At 54.6% G+C, this 24777-nt stretch carries 24 protein-coding genes; 8 read left to right on the top strand and 16 right to left on the bottom strand.

Going from position 1 to position 24777, the window contains the following annotated elements; all coding sequences use genetic code 11:
* Positions 1–355 precede the first annotated feature (355 nt).
* The gene (gene tdcB, locus QLG08_RS05440) at positions 356–1345 is read left to right on the top strand and encodes a bifunctional threonine ammonia-lyase/L-serine ammonia-lyase TdcB (protein WP_072139070.1); all 990 of its coding nucleotides are present in this window, start codon (positions 356–358) and stop codon (positions 1343–1345) included.
* A gap of 10 nt (positions 1346–1355) precedes the next feature.
* Positions 1356–2684, top strand: coding sequence for a threonine/serine transporter TdcC (gene tdcC, locus QLG08_RS05445; protein ID WP_282472830.1), 1329 nt, complete (start codon positions 1356–1358; stop codon positions 2682–2684).
* Between the two features lie 89 nt (positions 2685–2773).
* Here tdcC and QLG08_RS05450 read toward each other — a convergent pair whose 3' ends face one another.
* Positions 2774–3748, bottom strand: a complete 975-nt coding sequence (locus QLG08_RS05450) for a glutathione S-transferase family protein (RefSeq protein WP_014604930.1) — start codon at positions 3746–3748, stop codon at positions 2774–2776.
* 257 nt (positions 3749–4005) lie between these two features.
* On the opposite strand from QLG08_RS05450, the gene QLG08_RS05455 reads away from it, so the two are divergent.
* Positions 4006–4926, top strand: coding sequence for a formyltransferase family protein (locus QLG08_RS05455; RefSeq protein WP_015699449.1), 921 nt, complete (start codon positions 4006–4008; stop codon positions 4924–4926).
* 33 nt (positions 4927–4959) lie between these two features.
* Here QLG08_RS05455 and QLG08_RS05460 read toward each other — a convergent pair whose 3' ends face one another.
* The 11 genes from QLG08_RS05460 to QLG08_RS05510 all read right to left on the bottom strand — a co-directional run bounded on the left by QLG08_RS05460 (position 4960) and on the right by QLG08_RS05510 (position 12181).
* Entirely contained in the window at positions 4960–5652 is a 693-nt protein-coding gene (locus QLG08_RS05460) for a VIT family protein (RefSeq protein ID WP_013027336.1), read from the bottom strand.
* 65 nt (positions 5653–5717) lie between these two features.
* On the bottom strand, positions 5718–6278 hold the full coding sequence (locus QLG08_RS05465; RefSeq protein WP_024471123.1) for a cytochrome b/b6 domain-containing protein: 561 nt from the start codon (positions 6276–6278) through the stop codon (positions 5718–5720).
* Between the two features lie 205 nt (positions 6279–6483).
* A complete protein-coding gene (locus tag QLG08_RS05470) occupies positions 6484–6894 on the bottom strand; it encodes a DoxX family protein (protein ID WP_024471122.1) in 411 nt (136 codons plus the stop codon).
* A 202-nt stretch (positions 6895–7096) separates the two neighbouring features.
* Entirely contained in the window at positions 7097–7381 is a 285-nt protein-coding gene (locus QLG08_RS05475; RefSeq protein ID WP_013027333.1) for a YqjK-like family protein, read from the bottom strand.
* On the bottom strand, positions 7381–7776 hold the full coding sequence (locus tag QLG08_RS05480) for a phage holin family protein (protein ID WP_013027332.1): 396 nt from the start codon (positions 7774–7776) through the stop codon (positions 7381–7383). The genes QLG08_RS05475 and QLG08_RS05480 overlap by 1 nt, the downstream gene beginning before the upstream one ends.
* A 2-nt stretch (positions 7777–7778) precedes the next feature.
* Positions 7779–8084 carry a YqjD family protein gene (locus QLG08_RS05485; RefSeq protein ID WP_014604934.1) on the bottom strand — a complete coding sequence of 102 codons (306 nt, stop codon included), beginning with the start codon at positions 8082–8084 and terminating at the stop codon, positions 7779–7781.
* A 35-nt stretch (positions 8085–8119) separates the two neighbouring features.
* Positions 8120–8494, bottom strand: coding sequence for a DUF1090 domain-containing protein (locus QLG08_RS05490; RefSeq protein ID WP_013027330.1), 375 nt, complete (start codon positions 8492–8494; stop codon positions 8120–8122).
* Between the two features lie 187 nt (positions 8495–8681).
* Positions 8682–9029, bottom strand: a complete 348-nt coding sequence (gene mzrA, locus QLG08_RS05495; RefSeq protein ID WP_013027329.1) for an EnvZ/OmpR regulon moderator MzrA — start codon at positions 9027–9029, stop codon at positions 8682–8684.
* Complete coding sequence (locus QLG08_RS05500) at positions 9026–9700, bottom strand: DedA family protein (RefSeq protein WP_015699452.1); 675 nt, start codon at positions 9698–9700, stop codon at positions 9026–9028. The genes mzrA and QLG08_RS05500 overlap by 4 nt, the downstream gene beginning before the upstream one ends.
* Positions 9701–10012: 312 nt before the next feature.
* Positions 10013–10789 carry a transcriptional regulator ExuR gene (gene exuR, locus QLG08_RS05505; RefSeq protein ID WP_019104887.1) on the bottom strand — a complete coding sequence of 259 codons (777 nt, stop codon included), beginning with the start codon at positions 10787–10789 and terminating at the stop codon, positions 10013–10015.
* A gap of 87 nt (positions 10790–10876) precedes the next feature.
* Complete coding sequence (locus tag QLG08_RS05510) at positions 10877–12181, bottom strand: MFS transporter (RefSeq protein WP_013027326.1); 1305 nt, start codon at positions 12179–12181, stop codon at positions 10877–10879.
* Positions 12182–12580: 399 nt separating this feature from the next.
* On the opposite strand from QLG08_RS05510, the gene uxaC reads away from it, so the two are divergent.
* From uxaC to QLG08_RS05525, 3 genes are read left to right on the top strand one after another with little or no spacing between them, the layout of a single operon-like run.
* Positions 12581–13996 (top strand): glucuronate isomerase, encoded by a 1416-nt coding sequence (gene uxaC, locus QLG08_RS05515; RefSeq protein WP_019104886.1) that lies wholly within the window; start codon positions 12581–12583, stop codon positions 13994–13996.
* A 2-nt stretch (positions 13997–13998) separates the two neighbouring features.
* The gene (locus QLG08_RS05520) at positions 13999–15447 is read left to right on the top strand and encodes a tagaturonate reductase (protein WP_105082467.1); all 1449 of its coding nucleotides are present in this window, start codon (positions 13999–14001) and stop codon (positions 15445–15447) included.
* Between the two features lie 2 nt (positions 15448–15449).
* Positions 15450–16940 (top strand): altronate dehydratase family protein, encoded by a 1491-nt coding sequence (locus tag QLG08_RS05525; RefSeq protein WP_105082466.1) that lies wholly within the window; start codon positions 15450–15452, stop codon positions 16938–16940.
* Positions 16941–16994: 54 nt separating this feature from the next.
* Here QLG08_RS05525 and QLG08_RS05530 read toward each other — a convergent pair whose 3' ends face one another.
* Together QLG08_RS05530 and QLG08_RS05535 are read right to left on the bottom strand one after the other, a co-directional pair.
* Entirely contained in the window at positions 16995–17966 is a 972-nt protein-coding gene (locus tag QLG08_RS05530) for a TerC family protein (protein ID WP_013027322.1), read from the bottom strand.
* Between the two features lie 260 nt (positions 17967–18226).
* A complete protein-coding gene (locus QLG08_RS05535; RefSeq protein ID WP_015699456.1) occupies positions 18227–19207 on the bottom strand; it encodes a Gfo/Idh/MocA family oxidoreductase in 981 nt (326 codons plus the stop codon).
* A gap of 135 nt (positions 19208–19342) precedes the next feature.
* On the opposite strand from QLG08_RS05535, the gene QLG08_RS05540 reads away from it, so the two are divergent.
* Positions 19343–21031 carry a chloride channel protein gene (locus QLG08_RS05540; RefSeq protein WP_013027320.1) on the top strand — a complete coding sequence of 563 codons (1689 nt, stop codon included), beginning with the start codon at positions 19343–19345 and terminating at the stop codon, positions 21029–21031.
* Here the strand turns inward: QLG08_RS05540 and QLG08_RS05545 are convergent.
* Complete coding sequence (locus QLG08_RS05545; RefSeq protein ID WP_014604939.1) at positions 21028–21531, bottom strand: M48 family metallopeptidase; 504 nt, start codon at positions 21529–21531, stop codon at positions 21028–21030. The two genes, QLG08_RS05540 and QLG08_RS05545, sit on opposite strands and share 4 nt — an antisense overlap.
* An 82-nt stretch (positions 21532–21613) precedes the next feature.
* Here QLG08_RS05545 and rlmG point away from each other — a divergent pair, with 82 nt between their 5' ends.
* Positions 21614–22732 (top strand): 23S rRNA (guanine(1835)-N(2))-methyltransferase RlmG, encoded by a 1119-nt coding sequence (gene rlmG / locus QLG08_RS05550; protein WP_014594681.1) that lies wholly within the window; start codon positions 21614–21616, stop codon positions 22730–22732.
* Here rlmG and QLG08_RS05555 read toward each other — a convergent pair whose 3' ends face one another.
* The gene (locus tag QLG08_RS05555) at positions 22733–24754 is read right to left on the bottom strand and encodes an NADPH-dependent 2,4-dienoyl-CoA reductase (RefSeq protein WP_207806499.1); all 2022 of its coding nucleotides are present in this window, start codon (positions 24752–24754) and stop codon (positions 22733–22735) included. It lies immediately after the preceding gene.
* Positions 24755–24777: the final 23 nt, after the last annotated feature.

Genomic DNA, 24777 nt, shown 5'->3' on the forward strand with positions numbered 1-24777 from the left:
AAGGAATGACATCATGCACAGGTATACGCAACGACGAACGCCCCGGCTAACACTGTATCAGCGCACTGTTCGCCCCCTATTAACGAATCGCTTTAACCCCCTCTCTTCTGCAAGAATACGTTTTATCCCTTCCGTCAGTAATACAGTTTCTTCCACACAATACGCTGTTTTATCGCCATCCTTTTCCTATCCTCTCGCTGCCCGTTTCTTTTTAAATCAACTGCGTAAGCTCATGCTGTTACAGCATGCTGCGAAGCGAAAACGGTAAGTTCATTACTTTTTTTCAGCTTTTATACGATCGCATTTCTCTTCGGGGAATTTTGCTGAATAAACCCTGCCTGAAAAAGGAGTCGATATGAATATCCATAAAAACCTTCCCGTTAGCCTTGATGAAATTTATGCTGCCAGAGAGAGACTCACAGGGAAAGTTTATAAAACCGGCATGCCACGTTCAAACTATCTCAGCGAGCGCTGCGACGGAGAAATATTCCTTAAATTTGAAAATATGCAGCGAACGGGTTCTTTTAAGATTCGTGGTGCATTCAATAAAATGAGCTCATTGACGGAGAAAGAAAAACGTCAGGGCGTTGTCGCCTGCTCAGCGGGTAACCATGCGCAGGGCGTTTCACTGTCGTGCGCCATGCTGCATATTAACGGCAAAGTGGTCATGCCTGCGGGTGCGCCAAAATCCAAAGAAGCGGCGACGCGCGATTACTCCGCGGAGGTGGTCATTTATGGTGAAAACTTTAATGACACGCTAACCAAAGTGGAAGACATTGTGGCCAGCGAAGGCCGCATATTTATCCCGCCTTATGATGATGTGAAAATCATTGCCGGACAGGGCACCATCGGTCTGGAAATTCTTGAGGATCTCTTTGATGTCGATAACGTCATCGTTCCCGTAGGCGGCGGCGGGCTCATTGCCGGGATTGCCACGGCGATCAAGTCCATTAATCCCACGATTACCGTCATCGGCGTGCAGTCTGAAAACGTTCACGGTATGGCAGCCTCCTTTTTTGCTGATACCATTACGCGCCATCGTCTTACCGGCACCCTTGCGGACGGCTGCGATGTCGCCCGTCCGGGCGATCTCACCTTCGCGATTGTGAGAGAATTGGTCGATGAGATGGTGTTAGTGAGTGAAGACGACATTCGTAAAAGTATGATTGCATTGATTCAGCGAAACAAAGTGGTCACAGAAGGTGCCGGCGCGCTGGCATGCGCCGCGTTACTGAGCGGCAAAGTCGACCACTACATTCAGGGGCGGAAAACGGTGTGCATTATCTCAGGCGGCAATATTGATTTGTCCCGGGTTTCCCAGATTACGGGTTTTGCTGACGCATAAAGGATAAGTTATGAGTAATTCTGAAAATATTCTCAACCAGGAAAAAACCTCAACCTGGCGTAAGTCCGATACCACATGGACACTCGGACTGTTTGGCACAGCCATTGGCGCCGGCGTGCTTTTCTTTCCTATTCGGGCCGGTTACGGTGGGCTGATCCCTATCTTGATCATGCTGGTGCTGGCCTGGCCCATCGCGTTTTACTGTCATCGGGCACTGGCTCGCCTTTGCCTGTCCGGCAGTAACGTATCGGGCAATATTACCGAAACGGTAGAAGAGCATTTCGGAAAAACGGGCGGGGTGGTCATTACTTTTCTCTACTTTTTCGCGATTTGCCCGCTGCTATGGATTTATGGCGTCACCATCACCAATACCTTCATGGCGTTCTGGCAATATCAGCTACTGCTGCCGGCCCTCAATCGCGGCGTGGTGGCGCTGTTGCTGCTGCTGTTGATGGCTTTTGTGATCTGGTTTGGTAAAGACCTGATGGTAAAGGTGATGAGCTGGCTGGTGTTTCCGTTTATCGCCAGCCTGGTGCTGATTTCACTGTCGTTAATCCCCTACTGGAATTCCGCTGTAATCGACCAGGTCAACCTGAGGGATATTGCCCTGACCGGGCACGATGGCATTCTGGTTACCGTGTGGTTAGGCATTTCTATTATGGTGTTCTCATTCAATTTTTCGCCGATTGTTTCTTCTTTTGTGGTGTCAAAGCGGGAAGAATACGAGCCGGAAATGGGCCGGACCTATACCGAAAACAAGTGCAGCCAGATCATCTCCCGCGCCAGCATACTGATGGTGGCGGTAGTGATGTTCTTTGCCTTTAGCTGTCTGTTTACCTTATCACCGCAGGATATGGCGGACGCGAAGGCTCAAAATATCCCTGTGCTCTCCTACCTGGCGAATCACTTTTCCGCCCTGTCGGGTGAGAAGTCCACCTTCTCTACGGTACTGGAATACAGCGCCTCGGTGATTGCTCTGGTCGCTATTTTCAAATCCTTCTTTGGGCACTATCTGGGCACGCTGGAAGGGTTAAACGGATTGATTATCAAATTTCGCTATAAGGGCGATAAAGACGCTGTGTCCAGCCGTAAGCTGAATACGCTGAGCATGGTCTTTATTATGGGCTCGACCTGGCTGGTGGCTTACCTTAACCCCAATATTCTCGACCTGATTGAGGCGATGGGCGCGCCGATTATCGCCTCGCTGCTCTGCCTGTTACCCATGTATGCCATCAGCAAAGTCCCTGCGCTGGCAAAATACAAAGGCCGGGCTGACAACGTTTTTGTCAGCGCGATTGGCTTACTCACCATTTTAAATATCGCTTATAAGTTTTTCTGACCGTCATTCAGTCCTGTTTGACCTGACGTATGCTGTTAGCCAGCGCACGTCAGGTCTTTTCACATCCAATTCAATGCGGTGTTCTGTTGTTAACCGCGGCCGTGCGGCGCATCCCAGTCAAAGGCCGGGCCGACAGAGATCACCCCGTGCGGGTTGATGGTTTTATGGCTGCAGTAGTAGTGATGACGAATGTGAGGCAGGTTTACTGTGTCGGCGATACCCGGCATCTGATAAATGTCGCGCAGGAAACCGCTCAGGTTCAGATAGTCGCTGATACGGTGGCGATCGCATTTAAAATGGGTGACGTAAACCGGATCAAAACGCACCAGCGTGGTCCATAAGCGTAAATCGGCCTCGGTTAACCTGTCGCCAGCCAGATAGCGATGCTGACCCAAGATCTGCTCTACCCGCGACAGTGAGTGGAACAGGGCGGTTACGGCTTCATCGTAAGCGGACTGAGAGGTGGCAAAACCGGCTTTGTACACGCCGTTGTTAATGGTGTCGTAAATCCAGCCATTGAGCGCATCAATCTTCTCTCGCAGGTCAGCCGGATAGTAATCCCCCGCCCGCGCCCCGACTGCATCGAACGCGCTGTTAAACATGCGAATAATATCGGCAGACTCATTGCTGACGATGGTGTTCTGCTGTTTGTCCCATAACACGGGCACGGTGACACGCCCGCTGTAGTCGGCATCCGCATGGAGATAGAGCTGATAAAGAAATTCATTTTGGTGCAGTTTATCGCCAGTTGCATCCGGAAAACTGTCATCAAACGTCCAGCCGTTTTCCAGCATCAGCGGATGCACCACCGAGACATCAATCATGCTGTCCAGACCTTTAAGCTGACGCATCAGCAGGGTGCGGTGCGCCCACGGGCAGGCAAGCGACACGTAGAGGTGATAGCGATCGCGTTCCGCCGTAAATCCGGCTTTGCCGCTCAGTCCTGCGCTACCGTCGGGCGTAACCCAGTTACGCCATGCGGATTCCGAACGCTTAAAGCGCCCACCGGTTGATTTCGTGTCATACCAGGTGTCATGCCAGACACCATCAATTAGCTGACCCATCTTGTCTCCCGTACAAACGATAAAAAGAATATTTCCGACTTTAACCATAGGCGGTTATGGATAACTTCGACAGCGCACCACGTGCGTTGCCAAACATTTCGCCCACCCGCATAAATGCGCGCTATACGGCGAACGGGCCAGAGGCGTAATCGGGCTAAGAATGCCTTATCATGGGGCTGTCTACGGCCTGTAACGAACAAGCCGTCCATCACGCCCGTCCCGCAGGATCAGGCGAAAAAAAGATGAAGGAAAGCGGAATGAAAGCGGTACTCTTTGGTTATCACGAAATGGCCTGTACCGGCCTGAAGGCGTTAATGGATGCCGGATTCACGGTTAGTGCCCTGTTTACCCATGCAGATCCCGCGTCCGGCGCGCAGTTTTACGGCTCCGTCGCCCGCCTGGCTGAGCGCCACAACATCCCGGTTTTTATCACCGAGGATGTCAATACCGCCGAATGGCAAGCCCGCATAGCCAGCCTTGAGGCAGATTATCTGTTCTGCTTCTCTTACCGTCAGGTTCTCAGCGAAGCCATCCTCTCCTCTGTTAAAAAAGGGGCCTATAACGTGCATGCCGCCTTGCTGCCGGCTTATCGGGGCCGTGCCCATCTCAATTGGGTAATTATTAAAGGCGAGACGCAAACCGGTGTGACCCTGCACCGCATGATTAAACGTCCTGATGCCGGCCCGATTCTGGCGCAGAAGGCCGTTGAAATTCATCCACAGGACAATGCCCTGGCACTGCATACCCGACTGGTTGCGACCACGGCGCAAATGCTACCGACCTGGCTTGATGCGCTGGTGGCGGGCGAGCTTACCGAAACCCCTCAGGACGAGCGTGCAGCAAGCTGTTTTGGCAGCCGTAAGCCGGAAGATGGCCAAATTCACTGGCAGGCGCCCGCCCGCGATATCCATAACCTTGTTCGGGCGCTGGCGTTTCCCTGGCCCGGCGCTTTTACATTGGCAGACTCACAGCGATTTACCGTCTGGCAAACCCGCGTTATTGATGCGCGTAAAGCCAGCCAGCCGGGTGAAGTTGTTTCAGTTACACCGCTGGTTATTGGCTGTGGGCAGGGACAACTTGAAATTCTGCAGGGGCAGTCTGCGGGCGGCGAATCTGTCACGGGCACGACGCTGGCAGGCCAGCTCGGGCTGATTGTCGGGCAGCATCTGGCGCGCTGAGGGCGGCAGATGCATCCTTACCCAGTAAGCGCGTCAGCCAAGCGCCATACCTGAAAGATAGCCGACTGATGCAGACAGCGTCATCGCCAGCAGGCTCCAGAAGCAAATGCGCGTGACGCTTTTCCTGACCGGCGCATCACCGGCTTTGGCCGCCGTCGCGCCCAGAAGCGTCAATGCCAGGAGCGCCGAGACCGCAATGGCGGGCAAGGCGAAGGGGCCGGTGATCAGCATGGCAACGGCGAAGGGTAAAATACTGCCTGAGGCAAAACTGACCGCAGAAAACAGAGCGGCCTGAAGGGGTTTGGCACTGCTGAAATCGGTGATGCCCAGCTCATCTCTGGCATGAGCGGCTAAGGCATCATGGGCCATCAACTGTTCTGCGACCTGACGAGCCAGCTCGGGCGACAGGCCACGCGCCCTGTATATGGCTGACAGCTCCACCGTTTCAGCCGCAAAATCGGCCTCGAGTTCAGCTTTCTCCTGCCGCAGAGAAGCTTTTTCAGTATCTGACTGCGAGGACACCGAGACGTATTCTCCCGTCGCCATCGACATTGCGCCTCCAACAATACCTGCCAGCCCGGCGAGCAAAACATTGTGATGACTGCTGCTGGCAGAAACGACGCCGGCCAGCAGGCTGGCGGTCGAAACGATGCCATCATTCGCGCCCAATACGGCAGCCCGTAGCCATCCGGCGTGTTCAATTTTATGCGATTCACTATGTAGCATCGGGTCTTCCAGTGATAAGCGATTCGTTTAATCAGGAGGGCAACAGCCTGCATGCGTGCCCTTTGCTATTTTTCATAGCGGGATAGCAGGATATGAAGCACGCCCATCGCGCCATGGCTGTAAAAATAAATCTCTACAAAGGTGGTCAGGAATTTATGCCAGTGCAATACCCAACGCGTCAAATCAGGCGTGGCGAGCGACGTACTGTTAAATAAAAACCATAGCCCACCAGAACAGGCGACGGCGATCAACGCGATAACCCCCAGGCCCTGCACCGTCGCGGCTATGCCACCGCCATGTGCCTGTGGGAGTTTCAGGCCGGTCAGCTGTACGACATCGTTTCGAATACCCCGAAAATCCAGCGTGAGCCAGGCGAAGTACCAGCGAAAACCTCGCTGAACCAGCATCCAGATGAGCATGATAACGCCTGCAGCGATCAGCAACAGTCCTGAGAGTATATGTAGCCAGGTTATCAGCGTCTCCAGGCTGTGCTCGCCGAGCGCTTCACGTGCGGTGAAATTGGAATTGATGATCTGCGAAAGGATCAGCACGGCGACCAAAAGATGAAGCCGTCGAAAAAAGGGTGCATCGTGATGGGGAAGCCACTGACCATAAGATACTTTCATAGCGTTGCCAAAAAGAAGAGGGACGGAACGCTATATTTCCATGACTAGATTAGGCTTACCTTAAGCACCGGGTGGGCCTGGGGCTCTGCGGGATGGTAGGACATGATCGCTTCAAACCGCCCGGCAAAGGATTTTGCTCATAAAAGCAAAACGCACCGGCAGAAAGCAACCGGTGCGTCAGAAAAGCGGTGTAGTCAGGCGTCAGTTAGCGCGCCAGAGCACCCTGAGGTTTTTTGCTGATCAGGCGATCGATACTGTACGCACCCGGACCTACCAGACCTAACACCAGGAAACCACCAGCGATAGACAGGTTCTTCATGAACATCAGCTGGTTCACGCCCTCGGCGAAGTTACTGTGAAACAGAAACGCGGTCAGAATCGTAAAGCCAGCGGTAAACAGCGCGGTAAAACGGGTCAGGAAGCCAAACATGATGGCCAGGCCGCCGCCAAACTCCAGCAGAATAACCAGCGGCAGCATGAAGCCGGGCACGCCCATGGCTTCCATATAGTGCTGAGTGCCAGCGTAACCGGTGATTTTGCCCCAGCCTGCAGTAATAAACAGGATAGTCATCAGGATACGGGCGGCTAACAAACCACTGTCTTCGAATTTTTTCATCATCTACTCCAACGCTAAAAGTTTGCAAGGCAGCGATGCCCGCGGTGAATATTCCCGTTAACTGCATGGTTGCAATTGGCCGGGCTGATAGTTGGAGATGATAGTCGCGCGAAGTGACAGTTGTAAGCGATATAAACTGTCGATGTTATTCAGTAAAACTGAAAAAAGAAAAAGCCAGTCGCACTGGACTGGCTTTGGGGATTCAACGCGGGGGAAGGGCTGATTTAACCATGCGCCAGGTACTCCACAGGCCAAAGCCCCGTTTCGCCCAGCGTAGCAGGCGATTAGGACTGCGAATGGAATAGATAGCTAATGCACTACTGCCAATGGCCAGATAGCGTTTCAGACTCAAAAACGTAAACCAGCCACGATCGTAGGGCGCGGTGATCTCCAGCCAGCTACGCCGCGCGGCACTCAGGTCCAGACGCTGCTGCTGAACCTGTTTCAGCAATTCATCGATACGCGCTTCACGCTCGCGGCGGCTCATTACCGGTTATCCTCAAGCAGATCACGATCGTTAGCCAGTTCCTTGCGCGTGTGGCGCAGCAGGGTTGACTGACGTGATTTACGCAGTGTCCATAGCCCAAAGATCAACGCCAGCAAGAACAGCACGCCAGTGGTGATGGCAATAGCCATTAAACGATACTGCGCATCAACTGCCCAGATAATCAGCACCATCAGGCTCATCAGGCCAAAAGCCGTGAACAGCATGGTCAGGCCAAGCATCAACAGCATCTGGATGATATTGGCCTTCTCTTCTTCCAGCTCTACCACTGCAAGACGAACGCGTGTTTCGACCATACCAACCAGCGTGGTGACGATACGCTGACCAATATTGATGACCCCTTTGGCCGGTCCGTGGTTCTGCTGTGAATCCGTCATGATTAACGACGCGAGATCAGCATACCGATGGCAACGCCGATGGCGGCACCGATACCCACGCCATGCCATGGATTATCACGCACATAACCATCTGCTTTCTGCGCCGCTTCGCGCGTGGTCGCCGCCAGGCGCTCACCCGATTCACCTAAACGCTCACGAGAGCTGTCCAGCGCAACGCGCGCTTTGTGACGGAGCTTGTCCAGTTCACCTTTGGACTTTTCAGTCCCGCTGCTCAGGACTTCTTCCAGCGTATCCGCCAGGTTTTTCAATTCAGCACGCAAATATTCCGATGATGTGTCTTTAGACATAAAATACTCCTTTAACATCAGTAGATTGAATCCGATTAATAGGGCTCCGCCTGTAACTTCTTAAGCTCCTGGCGTGCTTCTTCCAGCTTGCGTTCGCGTTTTGCAATCTTGTCCTTGTCATGACCTTCGTCGCGCTCTTCCTTGAGTTCGCGCTCACGCTCAGCCACTTTCTCTTTCTGAGCGTTGATTTTTTCCAGATGCGAGGCTTTAAGCTTTTTATCAGTACATCCCGCGCGCACCTCGGTAAGGGCGCGCTCCAGACCGTTCACACGGCGCTGATTGTTGTGCTTCTGAGCCATCTCGATTTCACGCTGAATGTCCTGCTCTTTTTGCTGACACAGCGACTGTGCCGCCATCAGGGAGCCTGAAAGAGAAAACAGCGTGATTCCCAGTAGTAACGTATGTTTCATTCGGCTTTGTACCTTCCATTGTTGCCTGACTTAATTCAGCGCACTGCAAGAACCCTGCGCAGTGCGCTGATAACCCGCCTTAGTTTAAGCATAGACATCAGGTGGAAAAAGTCCAAAGATCACCGATATACAGAGAAACGCTTAGCACAGCCTGAAAGTGCGCTAAGCGTTTAAGAAGGGCGACGAATTAAGCAAGTGAAAGGTGAGCCGCCTGGTCGTGTTGCGCGACGATAAACCCGTCCGGCAGCAATCGACGCAGAACTTTCTGCGCGGCGAGGCTTTGCTCTTCGTTGTCAAAATGAATAATCAACGCATCCCCTGAGGGCGTGATGCTTTTGATTCGAATACCCTGGGCGCTCAGCTGCTGATAGAGATAGAAGCCATCGGGCATCGGGGCACCCGCGTGCGAAACGCGAATCTGTACCACGTTTTCATGGCGCATCAGGCTGGGCATCATGCTGACCGCTACCAGCGCAAATGCCCCGCCAATTAACCAGGGAAGCCAGCGTTTAGGAAAAGCGTGTAAAGGTTTCATGAGCCCTCACCACGCTGGTTTGCGCGGCGTTTACGCCACAGCACAATCAGCGAGCCCATCAGCCCAATCACCAGCAACACCAGCGGCAGCATCATCAGGAAAAACATCAGTTCATCTTCGTAGCGGCGGAAGATCGGCGTTTTGCCTAAGGCAAAGCCCAGAACCGTGAGAATGACGACCCACAGAAAGCCACTCATCCAGTTAAAAAACTGGAAACGGGCGTTGCTTAAACCGGAAAGGCCCGCAATTGTGGGCAGCAGCGTACGCACGAAAGCAATGAAACGGCCAATGAGCAGTGCCGATAAGCCGTGACGGTGAAACAGATTATGTGCACGCTGATGATAGCGGGCAGGAAGGTGTGATAGCCAGTTTTGCACCGTCGGCGTGTTCCCCAGCCAGCGGCCCTGAATATAGCTCACCCAGCAACCCAGGCTGGCGCCGGTGGTGAGGACCAGAATGGTCAGCGGAAAACTCATGGTTCCTTTGGCAATCAGCACGCCCACCAGAATCAGCAGGCTGTCACCGGGCAGGAAAGCGGCAGGCAATAAGCCGTTTTCCAGAAAAAGGATCATAAATAAGACGCCGTAAATTGCCCACACCAGTGTTGGATCGGAAAGCGTTTCATAATCCTGTTGCCACAAGGCATGCAGCAGCGCTTGCAAAATTTCCATCAATCATTCCCGAACATCATCGTTGAACATGTCCCACAGGGACCTCAGCGCAGACTGACATTTTTTATCGATTCTGAGAGCGTAGTCTGAGCAAGCGTTTCTGGATCCTTCCAGAACTGATTGTTAAATCAGCGATTTGATAAGCCCTTATCGCAAAAGGTAAGAAAAGGATGATAACTGTAACAAAAATCAAGCTTCGGAGACAGAACTACTCCTAAACGAACAGGAGTTTTACCCTCTGTATCTCGATGTAAAAAGGAGTTTTACATGTCCTGACACTATTGCAGATTAACTGACTGTTTTTCAGTCAAATTAACGCTGAATCGTATCTGCATCCGGAAGGACAACCGGATTTTCACTGAACATGTAGCGGTCAACATTGAACTCAAAATCGTCGGCGGTGGCGTTAAATAACATCTGCTTAGTATTTTCGAGATGTTGCCACATTGCCAGCTTACTGGCGGCGGGATCTTTGCGGATTAATGCTTTAAGAATCTGATCGTGATCGTCGCACCAGCTTACGATACTGCGCTGATCGATATGCTCATGCAGCTTAAGCCAGTAAGGGTTGTGTAAACGGTGCAGCCACATCTTCTCGACAATCGCGGCCAGGGCGCTGTTTTGCGTCGACTGAGCAATACGAACGTGAAACCTCATATCCCATTCAGAGTCCCTGAAATGGTCCTCCTGTCGCGCTTTCTCCTGAATCGCCATTAAATCGACAATATCCTGACGTGTCACCTGGGTTGCTGCGAACTCGGCAACGTTACTTTCAATAAGCTGGCGCGCCTGCAACAGTTCAAACGGGCCAAAGGCGGCAAACTCTAGCTGGCTGCTGCTTTCGGCGACCCGGTTTTGCTGCTGGCTGGAAATCACGTGAATGCCCGAGCCTTTGCGCACCTCAACGTAGCCTTCAACCTCCAGCATGATGATGGCTTCGCGCACCACCGTGCGGCTGACTTCCATTTCTTCAGCGATCAGGCGCTCTGCGGGCAGTTTCTCTCCCACCTGGTAAACCCCGTTTTCAATGCGGCGTTTTAACTCGCTGGCCAGCTGTTGATAAAGTCGACGAGATTCAGTGAGGTCCATGAGGCAATCCAAAGTAACGAGCAGATAAGTTGTTATACCACTTTGCGGCAAGAGAAGAAAAGGGCTGGCACGGGCCAGCCCTCAGGATCAGCTACGTATCGGCGCAGCCTGAGAAGGGGAAGGGGCGGTCTGCAGTTCAGAAATGGGTTTATTTTTTAACACTGTCCAGATCACCACGGCACCGAGCAAGTCGAACACGGCCAGGGCGGCAAACAGTGGGCTAAAGCCTAATGTATCGGCCAACGCACCGACGACCAGCGCAAACAGGGTGCTGGCTGTCCAGGCCGCCATCCCGGTCAGGCCGTTCGCCGTGGCAACTTCGTTACGACCAAATACATCGGAAGACAGGGTAATCAACGCACCAGACAGCGCCTGGTGGGCAAAGCCGCCTACGCACAGCAGCGCGATAGCAATATAAGGGCTGGTAAATAAACCAATGGTGCCCGGGCCGATCATTAAGATTGCGCCCATGGTGACCACCATCTTACGTGACACAATCAGGTTGACCCCAAACCAGCGCTGAAACAGCGGGGGCAAGTAACCGCCCAGGATACAACCAAAGTCGGCAAACAGCATGGGCATCCAGGCGAACAGCGCGATCTCTTTCAGGTTAAAGCCGTAAACTTTAAACATAAACAGCGGAATCCAGGCGTTGAACGTTCCCCATGCCGGTTCAGCCAGAAAGCGTGGCAGGGCGATGCCCCAGAACTGGCGATTGCGCAGGATCTGCAGGGCCGACATTTTGGTGGTGTTGCCGGTTTGATGCTGCAGCTCCTGACCCGAAATAATGTAGTGGCGCTCTTCGTCACTCAGCTTTTTCTGCTGCTTGGGATGCTTATAAAACACCAGCCAGCATAGCGCCCAAATCATGCTCAGTACGCCCGCGATAATAAAGGCCATCTGCCAGCTGTGCGCAACAATCGCCCAGACCACCAGGGGAGGTGCCAGCATCGCGCCGATGGAGGAGCCGACGTTAAAATAGCCCACCGCTACCGAGCGTTCTTTCGCCGGAAACCATTCGCTACTGGCTTTTAGCCCGGCAGGGATCATCGCGGCTTCTGCGGCACCCACTGCGCCGCGCGCCAGGGCCAGACCGCCCCAGCTTCCCGCCAGCGCCGTCGCGGCGCAAAAGATCGCCCACAGCACAGCAAACACCGCGTAGCCCACTTTGGTGCCCAGTAAGTCAAGAACGTAACCTGCGACAGGCTGCATGACGGTGTAGCAGGCAGAGTATGCCGCCACAATATAGGAGTATTGCTGGGTGGTGATATGCAGTTCGGTTTGTAGCGTCGGGGCTGCCACGGCAATCGTGTTACGCGTCAGATAGCCGAGTACCGTACCCAGGGTAACCAGGCCAATCATATACCAGCGTAATCCTTTGATCTTACGCATTCTGTACCTCTTCCAGTTGTTTGCGCGGTCTTACCGCTGTTGTTATCTGGAGCGGGACATCTCGTGATACAGCTCTGCTCACGCCCGCCGGCCCTGCACCAGCGACCGTTATCTGCCTTGCCTTGTGTAAGAAAGTTGTTACCTTGCGGTAAAGCGAGAGCCTAACTTGTTATACAACTTTAAAAGTTGAAAGCCATCACAAAAACCCGCAATAGCTTGTGGGATACTGCAAACAGACGAGAACACAGCCAGTTAGCGCGCTGCGGGCGACAATAAGGTCCATATGGGATGTGATCATCTTGCTTAAATGTGACCTGAGTCGTAAAAAAACCTGCAGTCAGCCAAAATTGGTATGATAACTTTGAGCCATTCAGGGGTCATCCCATAAGGAAGCTTTTTATGTCGCGTTTCATGACCGAGGATTTTTTGCTGGACACTGAGTTCGCCCGTCGTCTCTATCACGACTACGCCAAAGACCAGCCTGTCTATGATTATCACTGCCATTTACCGCCGCAGCAGATTGCTGAAAACTATCGTTTTGCCAACCTTTACGATATCTGGCTGAAAGGCGATCACTATAAGTGGCGGGCGATGCGGGCTAACGGTGTGGCTGAGGCGCTGTGCACCGGCGACGCCAGCGATCGGGATAAATTCAATGCCTGGGCGCGCACCGTGCCGCAAACCATTGGCAATCCGCTTTACCACTGGACGCATCTGGAGCTGCGGCGTCCCTTCGGCATTACCGGCGTGCTGCTGTCCGAAAAAACGGCTGATGAGATCTGGCAGCGTTGCAACGATTTACTGGCGCAGGACGATTTCACCGCGCGCGGCATCATGCAGCAGATGAACGTTAAGATGGTCGGGACCACCGACGATCCGCTGGACGATCTGACACATCACCGCGTATTGGCAGAAGACAGCAGCTTCAAGGTGAAGGTGTTGCCAAGCTGGCGTCCGGATAAAGCCTTTAATATCGAAGCCGACACCTTCCTGCCGTGGATTGAAAAACTGGAAAGCCTGACCGATATCAGCGTGCAGCGCTTTGATGATTTACGTCAGGCGCTGAGCAAACGTCTGGATCACTTTGCGGCACACGGCTGCAAGATTTCTGACCATGCGCTGGACGTCGTATGTTATGCCGATGCCGATGAAACCACGCTGGACAGCATTCTGGCGCATCGTCGCGGAGGCGCAAAGCCGGATGCCCAGGCGATTGCCCAGTTTAAAACCGCAGTGCTGGTATGGCTCGGGGGGGAATATGCTCGTCGCGGATGGGTGCAGCAGTACCATATTGGCGCGCTGCGCAATACCAACCAACGCCAGTTCCAACTGCTGGGCGCAGATGTGGGGTTTGACTCCATCAACGATCAGCCCGTCGCCGAGCCGCTGGCACGCTTACTGGGTGCGCAAAACCTCAATAACGCCTTGCCTAAAACCGTCCTCTACTGTCTGAATCCGCGGGATAATGAAGTGCTGGCGACCATGGCCGGAAATTTCCAGGGCGAAGGCCAGGCCGGGAAAATGCAGTTTGGTTCCGCCTGGTGGTTTAACGATCAGCTGGATGGCATGCAGCGCCAGATGACGCAGCTGGCGCAAATTGGCCTGCTGAGCCGCTTCGTCGGGATGTTAACCGACAGCCGCAGCTTCCTTTCTTATACCCGTCATGAATATTTCCGTCGTCTGCTGTGCCAGATGATTGGCCGCTGGGTCGAACAGGGCGAAGCGCCTGCAGATGAAGCGCTGTTGGGCCAGATGGTACAAAACATTTGCTTCAACAATGCCCGTGACTATTTTGGCATTGAGCTGGGAGCCTGACCATGAAGCGGCTGAATCGCCACGACTTTCCCGGCGCGGTCTACCACGATCGCGTGATTCAGTTCGGTGAAGGTAACTTTCTGCGTGCCTTTATCGACTGGCAACTTGACTGGCTCAATGAACATCAGGGAACAGACGCCGGTGTGGTGGTGGTCAGGCCGCGTAATCGCGACGTCAGCGACAATCTGAATCAGCAGGACGGTCTGTATACCACGCTGATCCGCGGGCTGAACGCGCAAGGCGAACAGGTGAGCGAAAGCCGCCTGATCCGCAGCCTGAACCGTGAGATTCAGCCTTACCAGCAGTTTGACGATTTTATGGCGCTGGCACGTCAGCCTGCTATGCGGTTCGTTTTCTCCAATACCACCGAAGCCGGCATCGCGTTTACCGAAACGGATCGCTTGGACGATCGGCCTGCATCCAGCTTTCCGGGCAAGCTGACGCAACTGCTGTGGGCGCGTTACCAGCATTTCGACGGTGATAAAGAGAAAGGCTGGCTCATCGTGCCCTGTGAGCTGGTCGATCACAATGGCGATATGCTGCGTGAACATGTGCTGCGCTATGCCGATCTCTGGCAACTGCCCAGGGAATTTCAACGCTGGGTTGATACGCGCTGCGCATTCTATAACACGCTGGTGGATCGCATTGTAACCGGCCTCCCGTCAGAGAGCGCCACGCTTGAAACCCAACTGGGCTATCAGGACCGTTTTCTGGTGGCCGGTGAAGTTTATTATCAATTTGTTCTTCAGGGGCCAGCTGCGCTGTTTGACGAACTGAAGCTTGCCGCACTGGCGCCGCATGTCCGTCACGTTGACGATATCGCCCCGTACAAAGCGCAAAAAGTCGCGATTCTGAACGGCGCTCACACGGCCATGGTGCCGGTTGCGTATCTGGCGGGGCTGGAGAGCGTAGGAGAGGCGATGGACGATGAGCAAATCTCGGCGTACGTGGATGCGCTGCTGCGCAAAGAGATTATTCCCACGCTGGATTTGCCCGCTGATGAGCTTAATGCTTTTGCCGATGCGGTACTGCGTCGCTTCCGCAATCCGTTTATTCGCCATGCACTGCTTTCCATCGCCCTGAACGGCATGACCAAGTTCCGTACGCGCTTGCTACAACCTTTGCTGATGTCGCATGCGAAAACAGGGCAGTGGCCACAGCACCTGACGTTTGCGCTGGCAGCCCTGATTGCGTTTTATCGCGGAGAATCGGCGGATAAAAGCTGGCCTCTGCAGGATGAGCCGCACTGGCTGGAACGCTACTCAGAGGGCTGGGCCGCCGTGGCAGCAGAGCAGATCTCTCCTTTAGCGTTGGTCAGTCGCGTATTAAGTGATGCCGAGCACTGGGGACAAGATTTAACACAGCAACCCGGCCTGGCCGAAACGGTCAGCCAGCACCTGCAACGCATCCTCGCGCACGGTATGCGTGACGCGCTGAGCCAACGGAGATAACCATGCAAGACGCCATAAAAATTCATCCGCAGGACAATGTTGCCGTGGCGTTGCATGATATGGAAGCCAACACCACGATTGAACTCGCCGCCCAGCCCGTCACGCTGCTTCAGGACGTGGGACGGGGGCACAAGTTTGCCTTGCGCGCCATCGGCAAGGACGAGTTGATCATAAAATATGGGTTGCCGATTGCGCATGCGACTCAGGTCGTTGGCGCAGGAGAGCTGATTCATTCCCACAATGCCCGCACCAATCTTAGCGACCTGGATCACTATGAATATCAGCCCGACCAGATTGCGTCAGCCACCCAGCCGGGCGACCGTGAGGTACAACTTTACCGTCGTGCCAATGGTGAGGTCGGCATTCGCAACGAGCTGTGGATCTTACCCACCGTCGGCTGCGTGAATGGCATTGCGCGACAGATTTTACAGCGCTTTCTGAAGGAGACGCAGGATGCCGCCGGTACAGACGGCGCTTTTCTGTTTAGTCACACCTTTGGCTGTTCACAGCTAGGCCAGGATCATGACAACACCCGCACCATGCTACAAAACATGGTGCGCCATCCCAATGCCGGCGCGGTGTTGGTCATCGGCCTGGGCTGCGAGAATAACCAGGTGGATGTGTTTCGTGAAACCCTGGGCGCGTTTGAAAGCGATCGCGTTGAGTTTATGGTGTGCCAGCAGCACGACGATGAAGTGGAAGCCGGACTCGAACGGCTGCACGCACTCTATGAAAAAATGCGTCACGATCGCCGCTCGCCCGGCAAACTCAGCGAGCTCAAGTTCGGTCTGGAATGTGGCGGTTCCGATGGCTTCTCAGGCATTACGGCGAATCCGCTGCTGGGGCGCTTCTCCGATCAGATGATCGCCAACGGCGGTACCACGGTACTGACGGAAGTGCCGGAGATGTTTGGGGCCGAACGGATTCTGATGGGCCGTTGCCGGGATCGGGCTACCTTCGACAAAACCGTGTCGATGATTAACGACTTCAAACAGTACTTTATCGATCATCATCAGCCCATCTATGAAAACCCGTCACCGGGTAATAAAGCAGGCGGTATTACCACGCTGGAAGAGAAGTCACTCGGCTGTACACAAAAGGCGGGGCAAAGTCAGGTGGTGGACGTGCTCAAGTATGGTGAACGTCTGACAACGCCGGGCCTTAACTTGCTCAGCGCGCCGGGGAACGATGCGGTGGCGACCAGTGCGCTGGCCGGTGCGGGCTGCCATATGGTGCTGTTCAGCACCGGGCGCGGCACGCCGTACGGCGGATTTGTCCCTACGGTCAAGCTGGCCACCAACACGCCGCTGGCCGAAAAGAAACCGCACTGGATTGATTTCAACGCCGGAAGGCTGGTCGAAGGCATGAGCATGGACGCGCTGTTAGCCGACTTTGTTGATACCATCGTGGCGATTGCCAATGGGCAGTTAACCAACAATGAAAAGAATGATTTCCGTGAGCTGGCTATTTTTAAAAGCGGCGTGACGCTGTAAACGCAAGGGCGGCATGTCTGCCGCCCTTTTTCACTGTGTTTCCTTACCCTGCCGTTAAGGCTTAGTCAGCTTCTTCTTGTCGTTCTTGTGATTCACCCAGGCGTTGATCATCAGGGTTGAGGCAAGAATCGCGCCCACGACGCCCAGCGATATCGCCACCGGGATATGGTAAATATCGACAATCAGCATCTTGATACCGATAAACACCAACACGACAGCCAGGCCGTATTTCAGCATTGAGAAGCGTTCCGCGACGTTAGACAGCAGGAAGTACATGGCGCGCAGGCCCAGAATCGCAAACAGGTTTGAGGTCAGAACGATAAAGGGATCGGTGGTGACGGCAAAGATGGCCGGGATACTGTCGACGGCAAAGATCACATCACTTAATTCGACCATGATCAGTACCAGCAGCAGCGGTGTCGCAAACAGTACGCCGTTCTTGCGGGTAAAGAATTTCTCCCCTTCCAGCGTGTCGGTCATGCGCAGGTGTTTACGCAACCAGCGCACCACCGGTTTGTCGCCCACCGCCGCATCATCCTCTTTCGCCATCGCCATTTTGATACCGGTAAACAGCAGGAAGGCACCGAAGATATACAGGATCCAGCTAAACTGCGTGACCAGCCAGCTACCCGCGAAGATCATGATGGTACGCAGCACGATAGCGCCCAGTACACCGTAGATCAGCACACGACGTTGCAGGTTGGCAGGAACAGAGAAGTAGCTGAACAGCATCAGCCAGACGAAAACGTTATCGACCGCGAGGGATTTTTCCAGCACGTAGCCGGTCAGGAAAGCCAGCGTCTGACTGGTGGCGACTTCGCGTCCGGCGGTGCCGTCCAGATACCACCAAAATGCAGCACTGAACAGGAGCGAGACGGAAACCCAAATCAGCGACCAGACCGCAGCCTGTTTAAAGGACATGGTTTGCGAACCGCGACGACCCTGTAAGAACAGGTCAATCGCCAGCATGATAACTACTACAACCGCAAAACTGCCCCAGAGGAGTGGCGTACCTACAGTTTGCATAATCGTATCCTGTCTGAAAAATAAAAAAACGGCTGAAGTCAGAAGACGTCAGCCGCTTATTCAGTGTAAGCAAACCTCGCCTTCCGGCAAGGTCTCACTTACAACTCAGGAATTGATTCTGGGTTGCCTGATGACCGGATGCGTGCGCAACGTAGTGACGATCAATCAGCTTACAAGTTACTCCCCTTTGCAAGCGGGTAAGTTACGTGGCTGGCGCTCAGGAATCAATCATTGCCAGTCATATTTTGAAATATTTACATTCAGGATGCATCGGCCGGAAAAACGACGCCCGTCTGACGTCGGATCTCGGTGAGTAATCCGGCCACGCAACGAGAAACCGCCAGCGCCGGATGGCTGACATGGCGCTGTTCAACCAGCCGCACAAAGGTCTCTGCTTCATACAACATGCTGTTGATATGCTGCGGCTGGGTTAACGCCTGTTTATCCCCTTCACGCGGGATAAAGGTCACTGACTGGCACTCAGCGATGCGGTTTATCACCAGCGATCCCGCCTCACCCTGAATTTCACTGGCCAGCACGGAGTCACTGACCTTGGAGTGCACAATCGTGACATCAAACTCACCATAATTGAGGATCACCGTGCCGTGCGCATCGACGCCGCTTTCCAGCAGGGTGGCGGAGGCGTTAACCTGCTGCGGCTCGCCCCATAGCGTGACGGCCAGCGCCAGGCAATAGTAACCGATATCCATGATGGAGCCGTTGGACCAGCGGGGATCGAAAGTATTAGGCCGCTCGCCATTCAGGTAACGCGGATAACGAGAGGAATACTGGCAATAGTTCAGCAGCGCCTTGCGCAGTGTGCCAGTCTTTGCCAGCCCCTGTTGCAGTTGAATAAAGTTCGGTAAGCTGGCGGTTTTAAAGGCTTCAAACAGCACGACCTGATGCCGGAAGGCGCAGGCGATCATCGCCTCAGCTTCCTGCAGATTCGAGGCCAGCGGCTTTTCGCAAATCACGTGTTTACCCTGCGACATAAACAGCATGGCCTGCTGACAGTGCAGGGCGTTGGGGCTGGCGATATACACGGCATCGATTTCAGGATGGGCGGCCATGGCCTCCAGCGACGTAAAAAGCTGGTCGCAGGGATAATCATGACGGAATGCCTCTGCCTGCTGCAGAGTGCGCGAATAGACGGCACAGAGCGTCATCTTGCCGGTTTCATGTGCCGCTTCAATAAACTGACGCGTAATCCAGTTGGTTCCCACAATGGCAAAGCGAATCACAGTTAGCCTCCTGCACAGATAAAAACGCAGAGTAGCATCTGAAACCGGGCAGGCAACGCCAGACGTTGATCCTGAGATCTCCATTCCAATAATATGTCTCGATAACGCACGTTAAGCACAAGACGGGGAGCGCAGGTGAAAGGAAGTAAACATGCACTAAACTGGACCACATTGCTTATCGCCATCCCGGTTGGCTGTGCGGCGTCGTTAGTTACCTTGTTATTTCGTGAAACGATCGAGTTTATCAATCAGTTGCTGTTTGGCCGCAGCAACGACATTACCGAATCTCTGCATCTCTGGCCCTGGATATTCTGGCCGGTTCTGGTCGGTGTCGGCGGACTGCTGGCGGGATTCTTCCTGCGCTATGCGGTGGCAATCGAGCAGCAGCAAACCGTAAAAACAGATTATCTGGAAGTCATCAACGCGCGCCTTGATGTCGTGCCCACCAAAACCTCGCTCTTCCGGGCACTGTCGTCGATAGCCAGTATTGGCAGCGGCGCGTCAATCGGTAAAGAAGGCCCAATGGTTCAGCTTGCCGCCCTGTGCGGCAGCATCATTGGGCGCGTGTTGCCCGGCGCGTTGCAGTTAAAAAACAGTGACGTCGTCGCCATGGCCGCCGCCGCCGGTCTTTCGTCGGTTTATCATGCGCCGCTGGCGTCGGCTATCTTCGTGGCGGAAATTGCTTTTGGCATGTCGGCTTTACAACGGCTGATTCCGCTGGTGGTGTCGTCCGCTGTGGCGGTTATGACCATGTGGACGTTAGGCTTTCGTAATGCGCTGTATCCGCTGGCCGATGTCAGCTTCACGATGGATAGTTACAGCCTGCTGATTACCATCCTGATCGGTTTACTGTCTGGTCTGGCCGGCTTACTCCTTATTCGGCTGATTGCGCGCGCTAAAACGCTGTTCAGTCGGGTCAAGTCCTTGCCGTTGCGCCTTGGGGCAGGGGGATTTGCCGTGGGCCTGCTGGCGCTGATCTCAACCGATATCCTCGGGAATGGCTACGAGGTGATTGTGAAGGTGATGGCGGGTCATTATCTGCTGTCCGGGTTACTGCTGCTACTGGTGTTAAAAACCCTGGCGACTACTCTTTCCGTGGGATCCAATGCGGTGGGCGGGCTGTTTACGCCGTCCCTGCTCATTGGCGCGCTGCTGGGCATGGTCATTGCACTCGGCGGCGTGGCGCTGCATCTTCCGCTAGATAACGTTTTGCTGTTCGCCGCCGTAGGCATGGCGGCGGTGCTGGCTGCCGTGAGTCAGGCTCCCCTGATGGCGATGCTGATGGTGCTGGAAATGACGCTCAACAGTAGCTTGCTGTTCCCGGTCATGATCGCTTCCGTGCTGGCGACAATGGTGGTTTATCGCCTGCAAATGGCAAGTACCTATCCGGTCGTGACTCACCACTTCAACCGCTCTGAAGCCAAATATGACTTCGATAATATGCGCATCAGCGAGCTGATTATTCCGGGCGCGGCGCTCCAGCCTGAAGCGTCGGTGGGCGAAGCGCTGGCGGTGAGTTCGCTTAAGCGCGAACGCTATGTTTATGTGATCAACGCGGAAGGTGCATTCCTGGGCGTGGTCTCGATTCATGAGATATCGCGCAGGGTGCTGGCACAGGAGATTAATCTGGACTCGCCGGTGCAGTGCGTGATGGATCAGGATTTCCCGGTCGCCTATCAGAATCAAAGCCTACGGGAAGGGTGGGAAGCCTTTGCGGCCGTGACGCTGGAACGCTTGCCGGTGCTGAATAACCCGCAGGAGCGCCGTTTCCTGGGGGCGCTCACCAAAACCAGCCTGATTCAGCAAGCGCAGCAGTTTCTCTAAGCTGCGTTGCCCCGCATCGCCTGTTCCGTCATCCACAGGCGCGCATCGAATTCGAGCTGGTGGTAGTCCGGCTCCATATGGCAGCACAGCTGATAGAACGCCTTGTCGTGGTTTTTCTCTTTCAGGTGTGCCAGCTCATGCACCACGATCATGCGTAAAAAGGGTTCGGGCGCCTGGCGGAAAAACGTCGAAATACGGATCTCGGCTTTGGCCTTCAGGTTGCCGCCCTGCACGCGGGAGATGGCGGTGTGCAAACCCAGCGCATGCTTCATCACCTTAATCTTGTTGTCCCATACCACCTTATTGATCGGCGGAGCATTTCGCATGTAGCGGTTTTTCAGCGCCAGTGTGAAGTCGTACAGCGCCTTATCACTCACTCTGTCATGCATATCAGGATAGCGCTGTTGCAGCACCGGGCCTAAACGCTGGCGATCGATAAGGGTCTGCACCTGCTCAAGGATGGACTCAGGATAACCCTGAAGATAGATAAGTGAGGACATTAGAGATTCCCGGCGAAAGACAGTATACTGCGCCCCCTTTTTGGGGCGAAAATCAACCAAAGTGTACCACGCCGGAGAATTCATGAGCCAACTTGAACTGAACGATCGCGCACTAACCCTGCATCGTTTCCCGCAGATGCGTGACGAGAGTCCGTTACAAGCCTGGGATGCCGCTGATGAATATCTGTTGCAGCAAAGCCTGCCATCGGGTCCGGCGTTGATTTTTAACGACAGTTTCGGGGCGTTAACCTGCGCGCTGCATTCGCGTCCGGTGTGGCATATTAGTGATTCCTGGCTGAGCCAGCAGGCAACGCGCCAGAACCTGCGCCTGAATGCGCTGGATGACAGCGACGTCCATTTCCTCGACAGCCTCTCTGACTTACCGGCGGCGCCCGCACTGGTGTTGATTAAAGTTCCTAAAACGCTGGCCCTGCTGGAGCAGCAACTGCGTGCGGTGCGTCAGGTGATTACCCCGGAAACCGTAGTGCTGGCGGCGGGGCGTGCGAAAGAGATTCATACCTCCACGCTGCAACTGTTTGAACAGATTATTGGTGAAACCAAAACCTCGCTGGCCGTAAAAAAAGCGCGGGTGATATACAGTCAGTTCACCCAACCCGCGCTGCGTGAAAAAGCGCCAACGCAGGTCTGGCCGCTGGACGGAACGCCTTACCAGATTCACAACCATGCCAACGTGTTTTCCCGATCTTCTCTGGATATCGGTGCGCGCTTGTTCATGCAGCATCTGCCGGAAAATATTGAGGGCGAAATCGTCGATCTGGGCTGTGGCAATGGCGTTATCGGGCTGATGGCGCTGGCGCAGAATCCTGAGGCAGAGGTGCATTTCCTTGATGAGTCTTATATGGCAGTGGCCTCCAGCCGGTTAAACGTTGAGGTCAACCGCCCAGACGATCTGTCGCGCTGCCAGTTCCGGGTCAACAACGTGCTTAGTGGCTATCCATCCGATACCTTGCATGCCGTGCTCTGTAATCCACCCTTCCACCAGCAGCACGCGGTCACCGACCACCTGGCCTGGCAGATGTTCCGCGATGCGAAACGCTGCCTGCAATATGGTGGAGAACTGCGCATCGTTGGCAACCGCCACCTTGATTATCACCACAAGCTGAAAAAGCTGTTCGGTAACTGTACGCTGGTGGCCTCCAACAAAAAATTTGTGGTGCTGCGCGCCGTAAAAATGCGTTAACTAAAGCGTTAACGCCAGTGCGGTGGCCTGGGCGATTGCCCGACGGGCATCCAGCTCTTGCGCCACATCGGCCCCGCCAATTACCTGCACCGGTTTGCCGTTTGCCCGCAATGCCGCTTCCAGTTCGCGTTGCGGCTCCTGACCGGCGCAGATAATCACATTATCAACCGGCAGGACAAGCGGTTCGCCGTCGCGTTTGATATGTAGTCCTTCATCATCAATCGCCAGATACGTAATCCCGCCCCACATTTCAACGCCGCGTGACTGCAGGCTGCTGCGGTGGATCCAGCCGGTGGTTTTCGCCAGCGTTGCGCCGGGCTTGCCCGCCTTACGCTGAAGCAGCCAGATTTGGCGAGGGGATCGCAGCGGCGCGGGGGCGATCAGACCTCCGCGCTGCGTCAGGCTGTGATCGATGCCCCATTCACGATAAAAGTCGTCCACCGTTTCGGTCTGATGCGGTTGAGAAAGGTATTCTGCCGTATCAAACCCGATCCCGCCTGCGCCAATGATCGCCACGCGCGGCCCAACCGGACGTTTATCCGCCAGCACATCCAGATAGCTCAGCACGCTGGGATGATCGATACCGGGAATCTCTGGCGTGCGGGGTTTAATGCCGGTTGCCAGGATAACCTCATCGACGTCAGCCAGCATAGCGGCGCTGACCCGGCAACCTGTTTTAATGACCACACCTGCCGCAGGTAAACGATGACGAAAATAGCGCAGGGTTTCGCTGAACTCTTCTTTGCCAGGGATCTGACGGGCGATATTGAACTGCCCGCCGATGTCTGGCGCGGCATCATAAAGTGTTACCTGATGCCCCCGTTCTGCCGCCTGCAACGCAAACGCCATGCCCGCCGGTCCGGCACCGACCACGGCCAGCCGTTTAGCTGCGCGCGTCGGCGTAACGGGCATCAGGGATTCATGGCAGGCGCGGGGGTTAACCAGGCAGGAGGTCACATGACCGGCAAAAATCTGGTCCAGACAGGCCTGATTACAGGCGATACAGGTGTTGATGCTGTTGTCATCCCCCCGCTGCGCCTTGCTGACAAAGGCAGCATCGGCCAGAAAAGGTCGCGCCATCGACACCATGTCTGCACAGCCATCCTGTAATAGCTGTTCGGCCACCTGCGGGTGGTTGATTCGGTTAGTCGCCACCACCGGCACCGCGACGTGCTGACGCAAACGGCGCGTGACCCAGGCAAAGGCGGCGCGGGGTACGCAGGTGGCAATGGTTGGAATTCGCGCCTCATGCCAGCCGATGCCGGTATTAAACAGCGTCACACCACAGCGTTCCAGCTCGCTGGCCAGCTGCAGCGTCTCTTCTAACGTGCTGCCGTGGTGAATTAAATCCAGCATCGACAGCCGGAAGATAATAATAAAGCGCTCGCCAGTGGCCGCGCGTACCGCACGAGTAATTGCCAGGGCAAATTGCATGCGCCCGGTAAAATCACCGCCCCAACGATCCTGGCGCTGGTTGGTATGCTGCACCAGAAACTGGTTAATCAGATAACCTTCGGAACCCATGATTTCCACACCATCGTAGCCCGCCTTCTGGGCGAGCCGGGCACAGTGGGCGAAATCGGCAATGGTCTGTTCAATCTCGGCATCGCTCAGTTCACGCGGAGTAAAGCGATTGATGGGGGCCTGTATCGCAGAGGGGGCAACCAGATCGCGCTGAAAGCTGTAGCGACCGGTGTGCAATATCTGCAGGGCGATTTTCCCCTCATGCTGATGCACCGCGGCGGTAATTTGTCGGTGCCAGTCGCACTGTGCGTCGTCATTCAGTACGGCACCGTGTTCGGCGGTCACGCCCTGGGGATTCGGTGACACACCGCCTGTGACGATCAGCGCCACGCCTTCCCGTGCCCGCTCGCCATAGAATGCCGCCAGCCTGGCCGCGCCCTCTTCACGCTCTTCAAGGCCGGTATGCATTGACCCCATCAGAAAACGGTTTCTGAGCTGAGTAAAGCCCAGATCGAGCGGGGTGAATAAAGCAGGATAGTGGGAGGACAGCGCTGTCATAATCACTCACAGATAAAGTGGTC

The sequence above is a fragment of the Pantoea sp. V106_11 genome (assembly GCF_029967885.1).
GTDB lineage: Bacteria > Pseudomonadota > Gammaproteobacteria > Enterobacterales > Enterobacteriaceae > Pantoea > Pantoea ananatis.